We start from the raw sequence: 15686 nt of genomic DNA, 5'->3' as shown, positions 1-15686 counted from the left end.
CTCAAAAGTAGTTTTAAACCAGTATATTAAGTTTTAAAATTATCATAAAATACTGGTTTGAGTTTAAAGTTAGGCATTTACCGTAATGGTTTTGCTTAAAGTATATCCATCTGTCAGATTTCCTGTAAGGGTAGCTAATTCTTGAGAAAGACTGTCTGAGAACACATTATCGTTTGCATTTTTAGTATCGGCCTGTCCATGAGCAGCATAATTGGCACTAGAATATACGGTACTCGATATGGTTTCAGGAAATGCAATTTGAGTTACTAATAAAGATGAGCCGCTGCTGGTTAATACTTCAACATGTACATGCGGCGCACGCCCTTGATACCAGCCTGGATAAATGGAGATAAATGAAACTTCTCCGCTTGAATTTGTAGTTTGTCTTCCTCTTAAAAAATGAACAGAAGTATAATCGGTCTGCTGCATTTGGGTTCCTCCATATTCAGAGTAATTCCCATCTTTATCGCAATGCCATATGTCTACTAAAACATTTGCAAGAGGCGCACAGTCATTGTTTTTGTTTTTAATTTTTAAATTAATCAAAAGCGCAATTCCAACACGGTCTGATGTAATATTTTCCAACACAAGCTGACTTGGCGTTTTTATTGGAAATGGACCTTTGGTTTCTGAAGGAGAAACAACACAACTGCCATCTGACGAATTGGTTTCTGAGTCATCGTTATCGCTTTTCGAACATGATTCTAAAAGTTTAGTAGCTCCTGCTAATGCTGTAATGCCTAAAAGACCGTTTCGAATGAATTTTTTTCTGTCCATAATCACAAGATTTAATTTACAGTGGTTTTAATTTCGTCTAATTTTAGATTTAAATGAACTCGGTAATATTGATCATCTTGATTAATTGTTAGTTCGTGTGCATTTGGATAAAGCAGATCCAATCGGTTTTGAATGTTTACAAGTCCAATGCCTGAATTATCAGGGTCTTTTTCATAGTTTTCGATAGTGTTTTCGATCCAGAAATCCAGATTGTTTTCTGAGATGAAAATTTTAATTTTTACATGTGCAGCACCCTTGTAATCAGTTCCGTACTTAAAAGCATTTTCAACAAAAGAGATCAGCAGTAACGGTTCAATAAATTTGTTTTTGGTATCGCCATGCACATTTATTACAATATCTTCAATATTGTTGAGTCTTAGTTTTTGCAATTCAATGTAATTCTGAATGTAATTGATCTCTTTTTCTAAAGCCACCGTTTTATTATCGGTCTCATACAACATATAGCGCATGAGTTCAGACAAGGTGACGATGGCATCAGGAACCAAATCAGATTTCTTATGTGCCAAAGAATAAATACTGTTTAAAGAATTGAATAAAAAATGTGGATTGGTTTGCTTACGCAGATAAATTAATTCAGTATTTGTTCGGTGTGTTTCGGCAATTAATTTGTTTTGCTGGTTGTTATAAAACTCCGTCAGGGTTCTTATAACCGCGCTTATCGTAATAATTAAAATATAAAAGAAAGAAGGACCGATTTTAAAGAAAAGCGGCTGTCTCATTTCTACTCTAAGATGTCTGCCTCTGGGTATAAAATTAGGATCGGGAGGCATCATTCTGGCAGGAACAACATTCGCAGGGCGTAAATGTCTGAATTCAGGAATAAAATAATTAATCCTGATAATCATAAAAATGGCAACAATTGCAAAAACAAAAAGAAAGTATTTCCAATATTTTTTCTGCAGAAGCAAAGCCGGTACCAAATAGAAATAATTCAAATAGAACAAAACAATTCCAGTTATCCATTGTACATAGAAATCATTATTGATCCTAAAAGGACTTTCGTAGAACTGAATTAATGATGTCAGAATAAAGAAAACCCAAATCATGCAGTGGAATAAGATTTTGTTTGAATTTGTATTTCTAATGGTATCTATTTTCATTATAATTTTATTTTTAATAAAATTAATTCATTTTTGGTTACCGTTGGCGATGTATGTTCTTTGAGTTTCTCGACTACTAAATCGGCAGTTTTTAAAGCATCTTCTTCGGTCGAAAAACTTTTATTTTCACTTATAGCGGGAATAATGGACTGCCTTATAATAATTTGATCTTTATAGGCAATTGAATATCCCCAGCCAGTGTTGGTTTGAAACGATTCTGTTTTTAGAACTTCTTTTTTGTTGCAGGATGCGATTAGTAAAACAAGGAATAAAAACAGTAAATTCTTCTGGATTTTGCACCAGAAGAATTTGTTATGATTAATTGTCATCGTCGCTCTGTTCGTCTAGAGGTTTAAACTCCCATGCGTCGTCAAAATAAGTTGAACCTACTCTTCCTAACATGTAAAAACCACGGTTGTTTATAGTAAAACCTACAGCATCAGTTCTTGTTGCACCTTCCATCGGAGTTCTTTCTACCCAAAGATCAGTCGATGGATTGTATTCCCAAACGGTTTTAATGTTTTCACCACCTACAATATATCCAAGTCCATTCATAGAGAAACTAGAAGCATTGGCTCTTACGATCGCATAATCATCATTGTATGAGTAATCGTCGTCAGTATCTTTATCCACATCTCTTTTTCTGGTCCATACATCTGTTGCGGGATCAAATTCCCAAAAATCTTCTTGATAAACACCGTTGTTAACTCCAGTTACCAAATACGCTTTATCTGAAATTACAAATACAGTGGCATTACGTCTTTTGTTACCGCTGAATCCGTTTACAAGAGTCCATGTATTGGCTTGATCGTCGTATTGATAAAAATCTTTCAAATAATTTCCATCATATCCAGTTCCGAAATATGCTTTTCCGCCAGCTTGAAAACCTACTGCTGCATAACGTGCAGTTCCGCCAAAATCAGTTTTTTGGGTCCAGCTGTTGCTTGTTGGATCGTACTGATAGAAATCTTTCAGTCTGTTCGTTCCATCGTATCCAAGACCAACATATCCCTTAGAGTTTAAAGCAAAACTAGATGCAGAACTTCTTCCCACCCCAATAAAATCAGCTTTTTGTTCCCAATAATCTCCAGTTGAATTATAAGCCCATAAATCTTTTAGGTAAACATCTCCCGTATAACCAGTTGCTACATAAGCATAATCTCCAATAACAAAACTTGTTGCACTAGATCTTGCAGGTCCGTCAAATGCTGATTTTTTGACCCAGTTTCCCATTAAATCATCATCGTCATCGTCGTTGCTGCAGCTTACAAAAAAGAGACTGGTAAGCAGTGTCGCGAATAATAATCCTTTTTTAAAATTACTCATAGTGTTAAAATTTATTTAGTGTTTGTATTTGATCCCTATTCCTAACATATATCCATTTCCGGTATTAAAATCATAAGTTGTATGATTATCGCTGTCAGTCAATTTGTATTGTTTATTAAAATTATATCCAGCTTTAAAATTCAAAAACCAGTTTCTATCAACGTTTCTTTCATATTCCAATGAAGTAGTCATTTGCGATAAAGATGCTTTTGCTGTATTGTTTAAATTACTCTGAGCATCTAAATTGTAAAAGCTTCCGTTGAAACTATTATTCAGCATGAACTTATTTCTGGTATTGTTTGAATAAGAAATGCTGGACTCCGGAAAACCAATCCATACATTCGTTTTATCATTTGGCGTATAGCGTATGGATGCAGTTGGCAGGAATTTTGGATTTCCAAAAACTGTTGTTCGGGCTGCTCCAATACTTAAAGTTGTTTTCGGATTTAATTGCTGGCTTATTTCAAAACTTCCTAAAAGCGTAAAATCAGTAAAATCTAAATCCTGCTGGAAACTAAACATTGGCGTAACCGAAAAATGAAGTTTTGTTGAGTTTGAAATTTCCTGTGAGAATTCAATTTTGTCTTCTATTTTTTGGAATTTGTCGATGTTTTGAAATGATTCAAAATCTCCTAAATCATAGTTTACATTTAGATTCGAATAATTCAATGTGTTTTTGATAGTGCTTTTTTGAGTCAGATTTTCGTTGAAGAACAATGAAAAACTAGTTTCATTAAAATCAATTTTATCGACTGGCTCTGTTTTAAAATTCAATGCGGCCGAAAAGTTTTCCTGTGCATTCATGTTTAAAAACAGCATTACAAAAAACAAACAAATTATAAATCTTACTTTCATTACCTAATTTATTGGCTCAAAAGTAGGCTGACGCCTGGGCTTAAAAAAAGAATATATATATACGGCTCGTTTTGATAGACAAAACAGCTGTTTTTAATGCCGAATGAAATATTAATGAGCGTAACACTGTCATAGATGATTTAAGAGCATTAATAGACCAAAAACACGCAGTAGTATATGTTATGATGCAGTGCAGAAGAGGGCAATTTATATTTGTCCAAAAAATTAGTTATGCGTAAGTTTTTATTACTGTTGTTTTTTGCTTTGACGATGTTTTCATGTGGCACAGATACAGATGCGGGAGAATTTGTTGTAGGATCTGATTATTTAGCTTTAAGCAATAAAGTAGTTATGATCGATACAGTAACAGTCGAAATGTCTACCATCAATTTTGATTCGCTGGTAACTTCAAGTCAAAGCCGTATTTTAATTGGAAATTATGATGATCCTATTTTCGGGAAAGTAAAATCAAACAGTTATTTCCAGCTTTCGGGCAGTTCCTATGCGCTGAACAATTCGGGTTCAGATACAGAAGCTGTAAATTTTGTCTTCGATTCTATTTCAATGATTTTAAAGTATGATAATTATTATTACGGAGATACGACGCAGGTTCAGAAATTTGATATTCATCGTCTTACACAAAAAGTAAAACCAAATACAGATGATGATAGTTTTTACAATAATTCAACTCTGACTTATAGCGATGAAAGTTTAGGAACGATTTCATATAAACCACGTCCAACAGAGAAAGACTCAATCAACATTAGAATGAATGATGCTTTAGGAGCCGCTCTTTTCCAAAAAATAAAAAGCAGGGAAATTACCAATTTTGATTCTTTTACAGAATATCTAAAAGGACTTGTTCTTGTTCCTTCCACTTCCAACTCTTCTAGTGTAATTGGGTTTAGTACTTCGACCAGCAAAGTGCGTTTGTATTATTCAAAATACCAAGCCGATACCGAAGACGAATCGTATTATCTTGATTTTACGGTTTTAAATACTGATAAACAGTTTAATTCTATTTCGCTAGATAAAACAGGAACACTTATTCAAAATCTGCCCATATCCAGCAGTAAACTTTCCAGTGCGGCAACCAACAAACAAGGATTTATTCAGTCTGGAACCGGAGTGGCCTGCAGAATCGATTTTCCGAACATAAAAAAGCTCAAATACATTTCGGATAACGGAGCTATCGTTGATGCTAAATTAATTCTGAAACCCGTCAATAATTCGTATTCAGATAAATACCCGCTGGCAGATTCTCTTAAGGTGTATGTGGGAGATAATCTCAACAGAATCAGCGGTTCTCTACAGAGTTCATCAGGAGCGGCAGTATTCGGAATCCTAAACAAGAAAAGCGACGAGTTTAATGAGAATGTGGGTTATACCATTCCGTTAGGGAATTTTCTTCAAAAGGAAATGCTGCGTTCGGCTGATTCCAGATCTTCTTTGATTTTGACTCTGCCAGGAATTTCTAAATCGGTTAACCGACTTGTTTTAGGAGATCAAAAACATCAGGACAATAAAATTCAACTCAAAATTTATTATCTCTCATATTAGATGAAAAATAAAATAGTTTTTTTAAGCTGCTTCATTTTAATGTCGCTGACTTCATTTTCGCAAAGTATTTCAAGTTCGCCTTATTCATTGTATGGAGTAGGGAGTGTATACGATTCAGATTTTGGTTCAATACCTTCAATTGGATCTTCAGGTATTGCATTGCCTTCAACTAGTTTTATCAATAATTTAAATCCTGCTTCATTAGGTTTCATGCCTCTAAATCATTTTATGTTTGACATAGGAGGGAAGGCAATCGGAACAACATACGAAAGCGGATCAAGAACCGAAAAGAGAAATAATTTTCAGTTTTCGCATTTAGCATTTGCTTTTCCGGTTACTAAAAATTCGGCTTTTAGTGTAGCATTAAGGCCTTACTCAAGTTCAACCTTTAAAATTTCAAACCTTGTTCTGCCTATTGCTGATAGTCAGGAAACCTATACTTTAACAGCAGAAGGCTCTGGAGGATTAAATAATTTCGATTTCTCTTACGGATATCGTTTTGGTAAAAAATTGACTGTAGGTGCATCAGCAGCTTTATTGTTTGGGAATGTTGTTGATGATCGCTCATTTTTAATTGCAAGTTCACTTACTACTGTTCATAAAAAGACAGATTATAATGGTTTTAGGGCGACTTTAGGAACGCAGTATGTTATCGATTCAACACTTACAATAGGAACCACTTTCAAACTTCCAGCACAAATAAAAGGTTCTAAAGTGCAATCTGTAGAAACTATTTCTAATGAAGTTGTAAGTTCTTTAGAATCTGAGGCATCTTCAAATGTTGATGATTATTACATGCCTCTAGAAATTGGAATTGGTATAAGCAAGCGATTTAAAAATGTTTTGAATATGACTCTAGATTACGAAAAGAGCCTTTGGAAAGATACTAATCAATCGGAGTTATATGGCACATTTGTAAATCAAGACCGATTTGCTTTGGGATTTACTTATTTTAATCCCAAGAAAAATATACGGAAATATTGGGATCGTGTTCAATATTCGGCCGGTGCTAATTTTGATACGGGTTACTTAGAAGTAGACGGGAAAAGGGTGAACAATGCCGCGATTTCTTTTGGTGTGAACCTGCCCATTGAAAATACTTTTTCGGCAATCAATATTTCATATTCATATGGACAAAAAGGACGTATCTCTGATAATTTGATTAAAGAGAATTATCATAAACTGTCTATTAATTTGTCTTTGGACGGAATTTGGTTTGTGAAACGAAAATTCGATTAAATCGTTTAAAACTCTTTTTCTATAACGGGATATTTGTTGTCTAAAATAGAGCTCAAAACCGCTGGGTTTGAATTTACATAAAATACAGGATCGTTGTGCTGAGCATCTGTAAAGCCAACTTTATCACGTAAAATATTTTGTGTTTGTCTTGCTACTGCTTCGCCTGAGTCTATAATTTTAATATGCTCCGGAAGTATTTTTTTAATTTGTGGAATCAGGTAAGGGTAGTGGCTGCAGCCTAAAACAAGGTAATCGATATTGGCTTCGATCATAGGCTGTAGATAAGATTCTAATAATTGAGTCATTTCAGGAGAATATAAATTTCCATCTTCAATTAACTGCACTAATCCGTGACCTACCTGTTCGATAATGGTAGTGTGTTGAAACATCTCGGCCGTTTTGTTAAAAAGCTCACTGTTTAGTGTTCCTTGTGTTGCTAAAATCCCAATAACTTGTGTCTGCGAATTATTAGCTGCAGGTTTAATTGCTGGCTCAATACCAATAAAAGGAACGTTATAATCACTACGAAGTTCTGTAATAGCATTTGTGGTAGCAGTATTACACGCTACAACAATTAATTTACAGTTATTTTCTAGTAAAAATTCGACATTTTTTTTGCTTAGCGCAACAATTTCATCTTTTGTTCTTTGCCCGTAAGGAGCATTTTTACTGTCGGCTAAATATATAGTTTTTTCGTGCGGAAGTAGTGCATGGATTTCGCTCCAGATTGAAGTTCCTCCAATTCCTGAGTCAAAAATGCCTATAGGATTATTGTTTGTCATACTACAAAATTAGTATTTTTTACTTTCTCTGCAATTTGGTTTTTTAAATAAAAAGATATTTTATTGTAAATAAAATACTATATTTATGCTTCACCCAAAAAACAATAACACTATGAAAATTATTGAAAAATTGTCATCTGAAAAGCTGACTAAAGAAGAGATGAAAAAAATTAATGGAGGAAATGCACCAGAATGCTATGGCATTGCTTGTATCGTTGGATTTGATGAAGTCAGAAAGCCTATCTGGGAATGTTTTCCATCAGGAACTAAATGTCCTCCAAGAACTTAATGCACTTTTGTGTATTGAAGAAGAGGGGGCTTGTATCAGTTCCCTTTTTTTGAGTTTATATGGTCTAAAAAAAAACGGCTCAAACTTTTAAGCTTGAGCCGTTTTTATGTAATTAAAGTTTTTCTTAGAAACCTAAGTCTTTTTTCACATCAGCAGTGATGTTTGGACCATCAGCTAATAATAAAGTAGAACCATCTAAAACGTATTGGTAACCTTTAGCTTTTCCAATTTTTTGGATTGAAGCTCTTACTTTTTCCATTAATGGTTTTACGATGTCAGTTTCTTTTTGTTGCAATTCTTTTTGAGCATTGTCTCTGTAATCAACAATTCTTTTTTGCATATCTTGAACTTCTTTAGAACGGTCACCGTTAACAGCTTCAGTTACTGTTGCAGCTTCTGCCTCATACTTTTTGATTTTAGTTTGATATTCATCAACCATTTTTTTGTATTCAGCATCATATGTCCCACTTAATTTTTGCAGTTGATTTTGAGCATCAAGCATCGCAGGCATTTTCGACATAATCTCGCTAACATCAACATGGGCAACCTTCGCCTGTGCGTTCATTGTGTTACTTGCTCCTAAAACTAGAATTGCAGCAATTAGTAAAGTTTTGATTTGTTTCATCATTTTTAAAATATTAATTAATTATTGGTCGTATTTGTTTTTTGTGTTTCGGCCTCTTTTGCTTTTTTGGCCGCTTCTCGCTCTTCGAGTATTTTTTTCCTTCTTTCCTCTAATTCTTTCTTACGCTGCTCATAAAGCTTTTGTCTTTCTTCAGCTTTATTTACTGCAGGTTCTGTTGTGGTTTCGCCTGTTACAGCGGGTTTAGCGGTTTCAGTTGTATTCGTATTTGTTGTACTCGTACTTGTTTTTGCTGTTTCCGCAGGTTTAGCTGTTTCGGTTGTTTTAGCTGGTTCAGAAACCGTGCCATTTTTTTTAGCCTCTCTTTCAGCTTGAATTGCTTTTCTTCTGTCTTCGTATTCTTTTTTCTTCGCTTCTTGCTCTAAACGTCTGTCTTCAATAAGCTTTTCTCTCGCCGCTTTTTTATCGTCCAGTGCTTTCTGGCGATTCGCTAAAGTAGGATTTTCATCGATTTCGTTTTCACGATTTTCTTTTGCTTCCTGTTCTTTCAATTGTTTTTTAGTCAATTGTTCGCGTTTTTCGGTTCTGTTTAAAATACGTAAAACCTGATCGCTTATGTCATATCTTTTGTTGCTGAAAAGCATTGTTAAGTCTGCTGACTTATCGAAAACAAAATCGTAATTTTTTGCTTCGGCTATATCTTGAACTGCTGTGAAAACCTGATCTTGAATAGGTTTTGCCAATGCAGATTTTTGTCTCATTAAATTACCATCAGCGCCAAACTGTTTTTCTTGGTAATCCAGCATTTCAGTTTCAAGAAATTTAATTTCAGTTTCTCTTTCTTCAATTAATTCTTTGGTAAGTAATGCTTTTTCAGTATTTAAATTTTCTTTGAGTTTATTTATATTTAATTTTTTAGCCTCTATTTCCTGTTTCCATTTTTGAGCTTTTAACTCTAATTGGGACTTAGCTTCTTTATAATCGGATACATTCTCTAAAATGTATTCCATATCAATGTAGCCAATTCTAGTCGTTCTACTCTGTGCCTGACTTGTATTTGCTACAATCAAGGCTAAAAATATAAATAAAAATTGTTTTCTCATAACATTACTTTATTCGATGATTTTTAACCAAACGTTATTTCTTTAAAATTGTTGTCCAATAATAAAGTGAGTTTCCCAGCCATTTGCTTTATTAGTAACAGATCCTGGCAATGCGTCGAAACCGTAACCAAAATCAATACCTAATAATCCAAATGCAGGCATGAAAACACGTAAACCAAGACCAGCAGAACGATTCAAGTCAAACGGATTATAATCTCTAAATGTCGGATAAGAAGAACCTGCTTCTAAAAATGTTAAGGCGTATATAGATGCTGATGACTTTAATGTAATTGGATAACGTAATTCCATTGAGAATTTATTATAAATCGTTGCTCCAATCTGTTGTCCGTATCTAGAACTAGTTCTGTCTTCGATAATTGGGGTTAACGAGTTATTAGGATATCCTCTTAATTGTATTGTTTCTCGACCATCCATAGAGTAGTTTGCCATACCGTCTCCTCCTAAGTAGAAACGCTCAAATGGAACAACTCCTCTTGATTGATCATAAGCTCCTAAGAAACCAAATTCAGTTAAGGTTCTTAAAACTAATTTACCATAAATCTTAGTATACCAGTCTGCTTTAAATTTAACTTTATAATATTCTAACCAATTGTATTTTTTCTGATCGACTTTTGCAACATCAGTATCAGCACTTTTATAGTCTGATCCAACACTTACAGTTCCAGATGTTCCGTTGATGGTTTCAGTTTTTGTATAATCACCAGGATTTATAGCCTGACCATCTGCACCTGTAGTGGTTGTTGTACCTGTATATTGTGTTTTGTATTCTTTCTGATTTTGTAAATCACCATAATTAATACCATTAAATAAAGAGTACGGAGGTGTTACTTTTGCTGATAAACTGAACTCCGAACCATAAGTTGGGAATATTGGGTTAACCCCTTTATTACTTCTTGAAATTCCTATTGTATACGCAAGGTTTCGTGAAGCTCCATTACCAAAGGTAAACAATCCTGTGTAATAATTATTCAAATCATAATGCTGATAACTAACAGATTGTGAAAGAACGAAATAATCATCAGGTACAGTTAAACGTTTTGCTAAACCAACTTGGACTGTAAAAATATTAAAACTTTGGCTTCTATCAACAGTTCTTGTAATATAATTGTTGTTAAATTGTTTGCTATATGATATTGAAGAACTAAATTGTACTGGTTTTTTGCCTCCAAACCATGGTTCTGAGAATGATAAACTGTAGGTTTGGAAATATGTACTTCCTTGTAAACGAAGTGCTACTTTTTGTCCATCTCCCATCGGAAGCGGTTTATAGGCTTCTTTATCAAATAATTTTCTTGCCGAAAAGTTGTTGAAAGAAAGTCCCAACGTACCGATGAAACCTCCACCGCCGTAACCACCTTGTAACTCAACTTGGCTTGATCCTTTTTCTACTAATTGATATTCAATGTCAACTGTTCCTGCAGCAGGATCAACGTTTCTAAACTCAGGTTTAATAGATTCAGGATCGAAGAAACCTAATTGTCCAATCTCACGAATAGTTCTTACTAATTCTTCTTTACTGTATTTGTTTCCTGGTTTAGTTCTTAACTCACGGTAAATTACATGGTCATTTGTTTTGTCGTTTCCAGTAACATAGATTTTGTTGAAATAGGCAATAGGACCTTCTGTGATTCTAATTTCAAAATCGATTGTATCGTTTACCGTTTTTACCTCTACAGCGTTAATTTTAGAGAATAAATAACCGTTGTTTTGGTATAAGTTCGTGATGTCTTCACCATCAGGTTTTGAGTTATCAGCGATTCTTTTTTCAAGTAAAACGCCATTATAAGTTTCTCCTTTTTTGATTCCTAAATAACGGTTTAACTGTTGGTCTGAATATACTGTATTTCCTAAAAATTTAATATTTCCAAAGTAGTATTTGTTTCCTTCTTCTACATTAATTTTAATAGCAAGCATGTTCTTCTGTTTGTTGTAAGTAACAGAGTCATAGATGATACGTGCATCGCGATATCCTTTTTCTTTATAAGCTGCGATAACTTTTTCTAAGTCAGTTTTATACTTTTCTGGAATGAATTTAGAAGATTTAAATACACGTAAAATATTTTTCTGCTTCGTGTCTTTCATGGCAGATCTTAACTGACTGTCGCTGAGTTGTTCGTTTCCTGTAAAGTCAATTTTACTGATTTTTACTTTATCGCCTTTATCAACTCGTACAAGCATGTTTACCTGATGCCCAGATGTGCTGTCAGGAGTGGTTGTAATAGTTACTTTGGTATTGTAAAAACCGTCTTTTTTATATTTGTTTTCGATGTAATTTTTAGTCGTTGTAATTAAGTTTTCGTTGACAATTTTGTTTTTAGTCAGGTTGTTATCCTTAATAAGTCCTTCGATTTTACTCTTCTTAACGCCCGTTATTTTAACGTCGTTTAATTTTGGAAGTTCGACAATATTTAAATCTAAATAAATACTATCATTTTCTACCTTATTTATATAGAAAGCAATCTCGTCGAAAAGACCAAGCTTTCCTAATTTTTTAATTGCACCACTGATTTCTTCGCCCGGAACGGTTATTTCCTGTCCTTTTTGAAGACCAGAAAAGGTAACGACAGTTTGTTCATTGAAGCTTATTTTACCAACAACAGAAACTTTAGCCAGAATGTATCTTTTTCCTTGATCAAAAGGAACTCTTTCCTGAGCTTTAACTTGTGAAAAACTACCCAATAATAATAGGGTACAGATTATTTGCGGTATTCTTTTTTGTAACACTAAAAGTTTATTTAATTTGTTCACTGGTTTTTCCAAATCTACGTTCTCTTTTTTGATAACTAATAATAGCCTCATATAAATCTTCGTCTTTAAAGTCTGGCCACAAGACATTCGTAAAATACAATTCAGCATAGGCGATTTGCCACAGCAGAAAATTACTTATTCTATGTTCTCCACTTGTTCGTATTAATAAATCTACGTCAGGTAAATTTTGCGTGTAAAGATGCTCATTTATAATTGAATCGTCAATAGTGTCTATTGAAATTATATTATTTTTAACTTTATCACTAATCTGTCTGACAGCATTTACTAATTCCTCTCTTGATCCGTAGCTTAAAGCGAGAGTTAACGTAAGTCTGGTATTGTTTTTAGTTTTGTCAATTACGTCTAAAAGTTCCTTTTGCGCGTTTTTTGGTAATTTGTCAAGATTCCCAATTGCATTGAGTCTGATATTGTTTTCCTGCAAGGTTACCAGTTCTTTTTTTAAGGAATTGATTAAGATTTTCATTAAGGCCTCGACTTCCATTTTAGGGCGGTTCCAGTTCTCTGTTGAAAAAGCGTAAAGAGTTAGGTACTCAATACCTAATTTAGCACAAGTTGTGATTGTTTTTTTTACAGATTTTGTTCCGTTTTCATGTCCAAAGGCTCTTAAAAAGCCTTGTTGTTTGGCCCATCGTCCATTTCCGTCCATAATTATGGCCAGATGTTTAGGTAAGTTTGAGTGGTCTATCGAGTCTATTAAATTCATTTTTATTATTGTGCGCAATAGCAGGGTTTTTGTCCAAAGGTATACGTTACTGTAATACCTGAAAAGACATACCAGTCATTATTGTTTAAATTTCCAAATTTTTTGATGCTTGTATTGCTGGTGCTGGGATTACTTCCGTCAATATTGTCTGTAAAAGTATATCTTGCTCCAACTTCGGCTCCTAAAACCAGGTTAGGGAATACATTAGATTTTACACCCAGTGTCATAGGTATCGCAAAGGAATTCGAATTAATTTTATGCGTGACATTTGGGGTATCAATATAACGGTATAAACCGTCATAAATAAAAAAGCTTACACCTGAATATATATAAGGTGTAACTTTTGTATGATAATCATGAAGATTGAAATCGAAAAAATTGAATTCTAAACCTGCAGAAAATTCTTTTACATCATTGTCAAAGCGATATCCTCTTTGGCTTCTGCCTGTTTCATCAGAATCTAAATCGTTTCCTGTAATGGTTGACTGCATGTAGGATAAACGGTAAGAATGTCTCGGACTTTTATTCCACTTATACAAAACGCCTAAAGTAAGCTTTTGAGGATTAATGTAAGTTGTGCTTCCAACGTCTCCAACAAAGTTGCTTCCACCAATAAAAACACCAAGCTCATTTATTTGAGCATTTAGTGTAATAAAAGGGAAAAAACATAACAATAAATTAAAAATTTTCTTCATTTAATTCAAAATTGCGTGCAAATATAATAATTATCGATACGAATCAACGTTCCTTTGATTAAATGTGCTTTTTTTTCAATTTATGATGTGATTTAGAGACATTTAATGATGATTCAATACAAGCAGAACGAGAAAATGTGGTATTATCGTATAGTAGGAAACAATAAATGCGCTTAATTTCTTTTGTCTTCTCCCCAAAGCAGTTTATTTCTCAGTGTTTTCAAAAAAGTTTCGCCTGGAATTTCAACCATTTTAATTTTATAGTCGGTTTTTTTGATTTTGAGAATAGATTCATTCTTTACAGAAGAAATCCTTGAATCTAAAGAAACTAAATACTGGTCTTCTCGTCCTGTGACACGAAGAGTAATTTCGGTGTCGTCAGGGATAACCAGTGGTCTGGCGGTTAAGTTATGCGGTGCAATTGGAGTGATTACTAAGCTTTTTACATCCGGAGTTAAAATCGGTCCGCCACAGCTTAGAGAGTAACCAGTAGAACCAGTAGGCGTAGAAATAATAAGGCCGTCGGCCCAATATGAATTTAAATATTCATTGTTTAAATAGGTTTCAACAGTAATCATCGAGGTTGTGTCTTTACGGCTCACGGTGACCTCGTTCATGGCAAAATTAAGTTCTTTAAAAGCTTCATTATCTGGTTCAGAAGTCAATCCCAGTAAAGTTCTTTCCGAAGTGGTATAATTTTGATCAATTACATACTGAAGTAAACTATCAATGTTTTCTTTTTGTACTTTGGCCAGAAATCCCAATCTTCCAGCATTAATTCCTAATAATGGAACGCCTGAATTACGGACTAAAGCTGCGGCTCTTAATATTGTTCCGTCGCCGCCAATACTAATTACCATCTCAAAGCTATTATCTAAAATGGTACATGGTGAAAACGTCTTATATTCTTTTTTTATAAGCTGTTTTTCGTAGAGCATTTTCAGAAAATTTTCTTCTATTATAATTTCAACATTGTTGGCGTTGAAAAAAGAAAAAATATCTTTAATGATCGGCTCTGTACTGTTTTGATAATATTGTCCGTAAATGGCTATTTTCATTCTTTGCTAAATTAGAGAATTTGTCAATGTGTCAATTAGATAATTGGGAAATGCGAAATTATCTAATTAACTAATTTTCTCATTGGCACATTCATAATTTATATATTGAGGTATTTGTCTAAATAATCAGACCTTTCTTTTAAACTGTTAATATAAGTGTCTTCCTGATGCTCTGAGATAATTTCGTAACCATATCGTCGGAACGTTTGAATGATTTCGTTGATGGCTCCCAAACCAATTTTTACCGTAATCTGGACATTTTCCAAATCAGCTTCAGAAATAAAACAGCCTAACACTTTTCCATTATTGCTCTCTACAATCTGTGTAATTTCACTCATTGAATAATCCAAAAGACCTTTTTGAACGATAATAATACCGCCTTGTTCTTTTAAAAATGGCGTTTCCTGAAAGAAATTCATGATGTCTTCCATTTCATAATACCCTATGTAGGTATTATTTTCGTCAAGAATAGGGATTACGTTTGTGTGATTTTTGGCGAAGATTTCTAAAACATCCAGCCAGATCATTGATTTTCTGGCAAAAAAACGTTCTAAAGTATATTTGTAATCAATCGCTTTTTTGTCACTGTCAAAAGTGTCGATATCATCAGAAGAGATACTTCCAATGAAAACCCCGTCTTCTAAAATAGGGAAATGAGAAAAATTTACATCGATAAAAAAGTCTTGAATCGAGGCTATCGTTTCCTGACTATCAATCGCTCTGAAATCATTTGTGATATAGTTTGTAATTTCTGTCATAAATCAATTGAAGATATTTGATGCAAAATAATCAAAAAATACCAAAA

The 15686-nt window shown here is 33.8% G+C and carries 16 protein-coding genes; 3 read left to right on the top strand and 13 right to left on the bottom strand.

Annotated elements, in window-relative coordinates:
- Positions 1–69: 69 nt before the first annotated feature.
- Genes J0383_RS07185 through J0383_RS07165 form a run of 5 tightly spaced genes read right to left on the bottom strand, consistent with a single transcriptional unit; the run spans position 70 to position 4079 of the window.
- Entirely contained in the window at positions 70–777 is a 708-nt protein-coding gene (locus J0383_RS07185; RefSeq protein WP_207297738.1) for a dioxygenase family protein, read from the bottom strand.
- Between the two features lie 11 nt (positions 778–788).
- Complete coding sequence (locus tag J0383_RS07180) at positions 789–1898, bottom strand: sensor histidine kinase (protein ID WP_207297737.1); 1110 nt, start codon at positions 1896–1898, stop codon at positions 789–791.
- The gene (locus tag J0383_RS07175) at positions 1898–2227 is read right to left on the bottom strand and encodes a DUF4907 domain-containing protein (RefSeq protein WP_207297736.1); all 330 of its coding nucleotides are present in this window, start codon (positions 2225–2227) and stop codon (positions 1898–1900) included. Before J0383_RS07175 ends, J0383_RS07180 begins: the two co-directional genes overlap by 1 nt.
- The gene (locus J0383_RS07170; RefSeq protein WP_207297735.1) at positions 2217–3224 is read right to left on the bottom strand and encodes a Kelch repeat-containing protein; all 1008 of its coding nucleotides are present in this window, start codon (positions 3222–3224) and stop codon (positions 2217–2219) included. The genes J0383_RS07175 and J0383_RS07170 overlap by 11 nt, the downstream gene beginning before the upstream one ends.
- A 15-nt stretch (positions 3225–3239) precedes the next feature.
- Positions 3240–4079 (bottom strand): DUF6268 family outer membrane beta-barrel protein, encoded by an 840-nt coding sequence (locus tag J0383_RS07165; protein WP_207297734.1) that lies wholly within the window; start codon positions 4077–4079, stop codon positions 3240–3242.
- A gap of 231 nt (positions 4080–4310) precedes the next feature.
- Between J0383_RS07165 and J0383_RS07160 the strand changes: the two genes are divergently transcribed.
- Positions 4311–5639: a DUF4270 family protein gene (locus J0383_RS07160; RefSeq protein ID WP_207297733.1), complete on the top strand. Its 1329-nt coding sequence runs from the start codon at positions 4311–4313 to the stop codon at positions 5637–5639.
- The gene (locus tag J0383_RS07155; RefSeq protein WP_207297732.1) at positions 5640–6878 is read left to right on the top strand and encodes an aromatic hydrocarbon degradation protein; all 1239 of its coding nucleotides are present in this window, start codon (positions 5640–5642) and stop codon (positions 6876–6878) included.
- A 5-nt stretch (positions 6879–6883) separates the two neighbouring features.
- On the opposite strand, the gene murI is transcribed toward J0383_RS07155, so the two are convergent.
- On the bottom strand, positions 6884–7660 hold the full coding sequence (murI, locus tag J0383_RS07150; protein ID WP_207297731.1) for a glutamate racemase: 777 nt from the start codon (positions 7658–7660) through the stop codon (positions 6884–6886).
- Positions 7661–7745: 85 nt separating this feature from the next.
- Here murI and J0383_RS07145 point away from each other — a divergent pair, with 85 nt between their 5' ends.
- Complete coding sequence (locus tag J0383_RS07145; protein WP_207297730.1) at positions 7746–7949, top strand: hypothetical protein; 204 nt, start codon at positions 7746–7748, stop codon at positions 7947–7949.
- 124 nt (positions 7950–8073) lie between these two features.
- Here the strand turns inward: J0383_RS07145 and J0383_RS07140 are convergent, their stop codons facing one another.
- From J0383_RS07140 to J0383_RS07110, 7 genes are all read right to left on the bottom strand, one after another.
- The gene (locus J0383_RS07140; protein ID WP_207297729.1) at positions 8074–8577 is read right to left on the bottom strand and encodes an OmpH family outer membrane protein; all 504 of its coding nucleotides are present in this window, start codon (positions 8575–8577) and stop codon (positions 8074–8076) included.
- Between the two features lie 14 nt (positions 8578–8591).
- The gene (locus tag J0383_RS07135) at positions 8592–9635 is read right to left on the bottom strand and encodes an OmpH family outer membrane protein (protein WP_207297728.1); all 1044 of its coding nucleotides are present in this window, start codon (positions 9633–9635) and stop codon (positions 8592–8594) included.
- 42 nt (positions 9636–9677) lie between these two features.
- A complete protein-coding gene (locus J0383_RS07130) occupies positions 9678–12455 on the bottom strand; it encodes a BamA/OMP85 family outer membrane protein (protein WP_207297727.1) in 2778 nt (925 codons plus the stop codon).
- Positions 12388–13128 (bottom strand): isoprenyl transferase, encoded by a 741-nt coding sequence (locus J0383_RS07125; RefSeq protein WP_207297726.1) that lies wholly within the window; start codon positions 13126–13128, stop codon positions 12388–12390. Before J0383_RS07125 ends, J0383_RS07130 begins: the two co-directional genes overlap by 68 nt.
- Positions 13129–13133: 5 nt before the next feature.
- Positions 13134–13823 (bottom strand): type IX secretion system protein PorG, encoded by a 690-nt coding sequence (gene porG / locus J0383_RS07120; protein ID WP_207297725.1) that lies wholly within the window; start codon positions 13821–13823, stop codon positions 13134–13136.
- Between the two features lie 173 nt (positions 13824–13996).
- Positions 13997–14881, bottom strand: coding sequence for an NAD kinase (locus J0383_RS07115; protein ID WP_207297724.1), 885 nt, complete (start codon positions 14879–14881; stop codon positions 13997–13999).
- A 98-nt stretch (positions 14882–14979) separates the two neighbouring features.
- Positions 14980–15639, bottom strand: a complete 660-nt coding sequence (locus tag J0383_RS07110) for a CBS domain-containing protein (RefSeq protein WP_207297723.1) — start codon at positions 15637–15639, stop codon at positions 14980–14982.
- Between the last annotated feature and the right edge of the window lie 47 nt (positions 15640–15686).

It is taken from the genome of Flavobacterium endoglycinae (assembly GCF_017352115.1).
In the GTDB taxonomy this organism is placed as follows: domain Bacteria; phylum Bacteroidota; class Bacteroidia; order Flavobacteriales; family Flavobacteriaceae; genus Flavobacterium; species Flavobacterium endoglycinae.
Note: the sequence above shows the minus strand (reverse complement) of the source record. Positions and strands in the feature narration are given on the sequence as shown.

Excerpts from the sequence above, each read along its gene's own strand:
- J0383_RS07185 (WP_207297738.1), bottom strand. The coding sequence starts at position 777 with ATGGACAGAAAAAAATTCATTCGAAACGGTCTTTTAGGCATTACAGCA.
- J0383_RS07180 (WP_207297737.1), bottom strand. The coding sequence starts at position 1,898 with ATGAAAATAGATACCATTAGAAATACAAATTCAAACAAAATCTTATTC.
- J0383_RS07175 (WP_207297736.1), bottom strand. The coding sequence starts at position 2,227 with ATGACAATTAATCATAACAAATTCTTCTGGTGCAAAATCCAGAAGAAT.
- J0383_RS07170 (WP_207297735.1), bottom strand. The coding sequence starts at position 3,224 with ATGAGTAATTTTAAAAAAGGATTATTATTCGCGACACTGCTTACCAGT.
- J0383_RS07165 (WP_207297734.1), bottom strand. The coding sequence starts at position 4,079 with ATGAAAGTAAGATTTATAATTTGTTTGTTTTTTGTAATGCTGTTTTTA.
- J0383_RS07160 (WP_207297733.1), top strand. The coding sequence starts at position 4,311 with ATGCGTAAGTTTTTATTACTGTTGTTTTTTGCTTTGACGATGTTTTCA.
- J0383_RS07155 (WP_207297732.1), top strand. The coding sequence starts at position 5,640 with ATGAAAAATAAAATAGTTTTTTTAAGCTGCTTCATTTTAATGTCGCTG.
- murI (WP_207297731.1), bottom strand. The coding sequence starts at position 7,660 with ATGACAAACAATAATCCTATAGGCATTTTTGACTCAGGAATTGGAGGA.
- J0383_RS07145 (WP_207297730.1), top strand. The coding sequence starts at position 7,746 with ATGCTTCACCCAAAAAACAATAACACTATGAAAATTATTGAAAAATTG.
- J0383_RS07140 (WP_207297729.1), bottom strand. The coding sequence starts at position 8,577 with ATGATGAAACAAATCAAAACTTTACTAATTGCTGCAATTCTAGTTTTA.
- J0383_RS07135 (WP_207297728.1), bottom strand. The coding sequence starts at position 9,635 with ATGAGAAAACAATTTTTATTTATATTTTTAGCCTTGATTGTAGCAAAT.
- J0383_RS07130 (WP_207297727.1), bottom strand. The coding sequence starts at position 12,455 with ATGAGGCTATTATTAGTTATCAAAAAAGAGAACGTAGATTTGGAAAAA.
- J0383_RS07125 (WP_207297726.1), bottom strand. The coding sequence starts at position 13,128 with ATGAATTTAATAGACTCGATAGACCACTCAAACTTACCTAAACATCTG.
- porG (WP_207297725.1), bottom strand. The coding sequence starts at position 13,823 with ATGAAGAAAATTTTTAATTTATTGTTATGTTTTTTCCCTTTTATTACA.
- J0383_RS07115 (WP_207297724.1), bottom strand. The coding sequence starts at position 14,881 with ATGAAAATAGCCATTTACGGACAATATTATCAAAACAGTACAGAGCCG.
- J0383_RS07110 (WP_207297723.1), bottom strand. The coding sequence starts at position 15,639 with ATGACAGAAATTACAAACTATATCACAAATGATTTCAGAGCGATTGAT.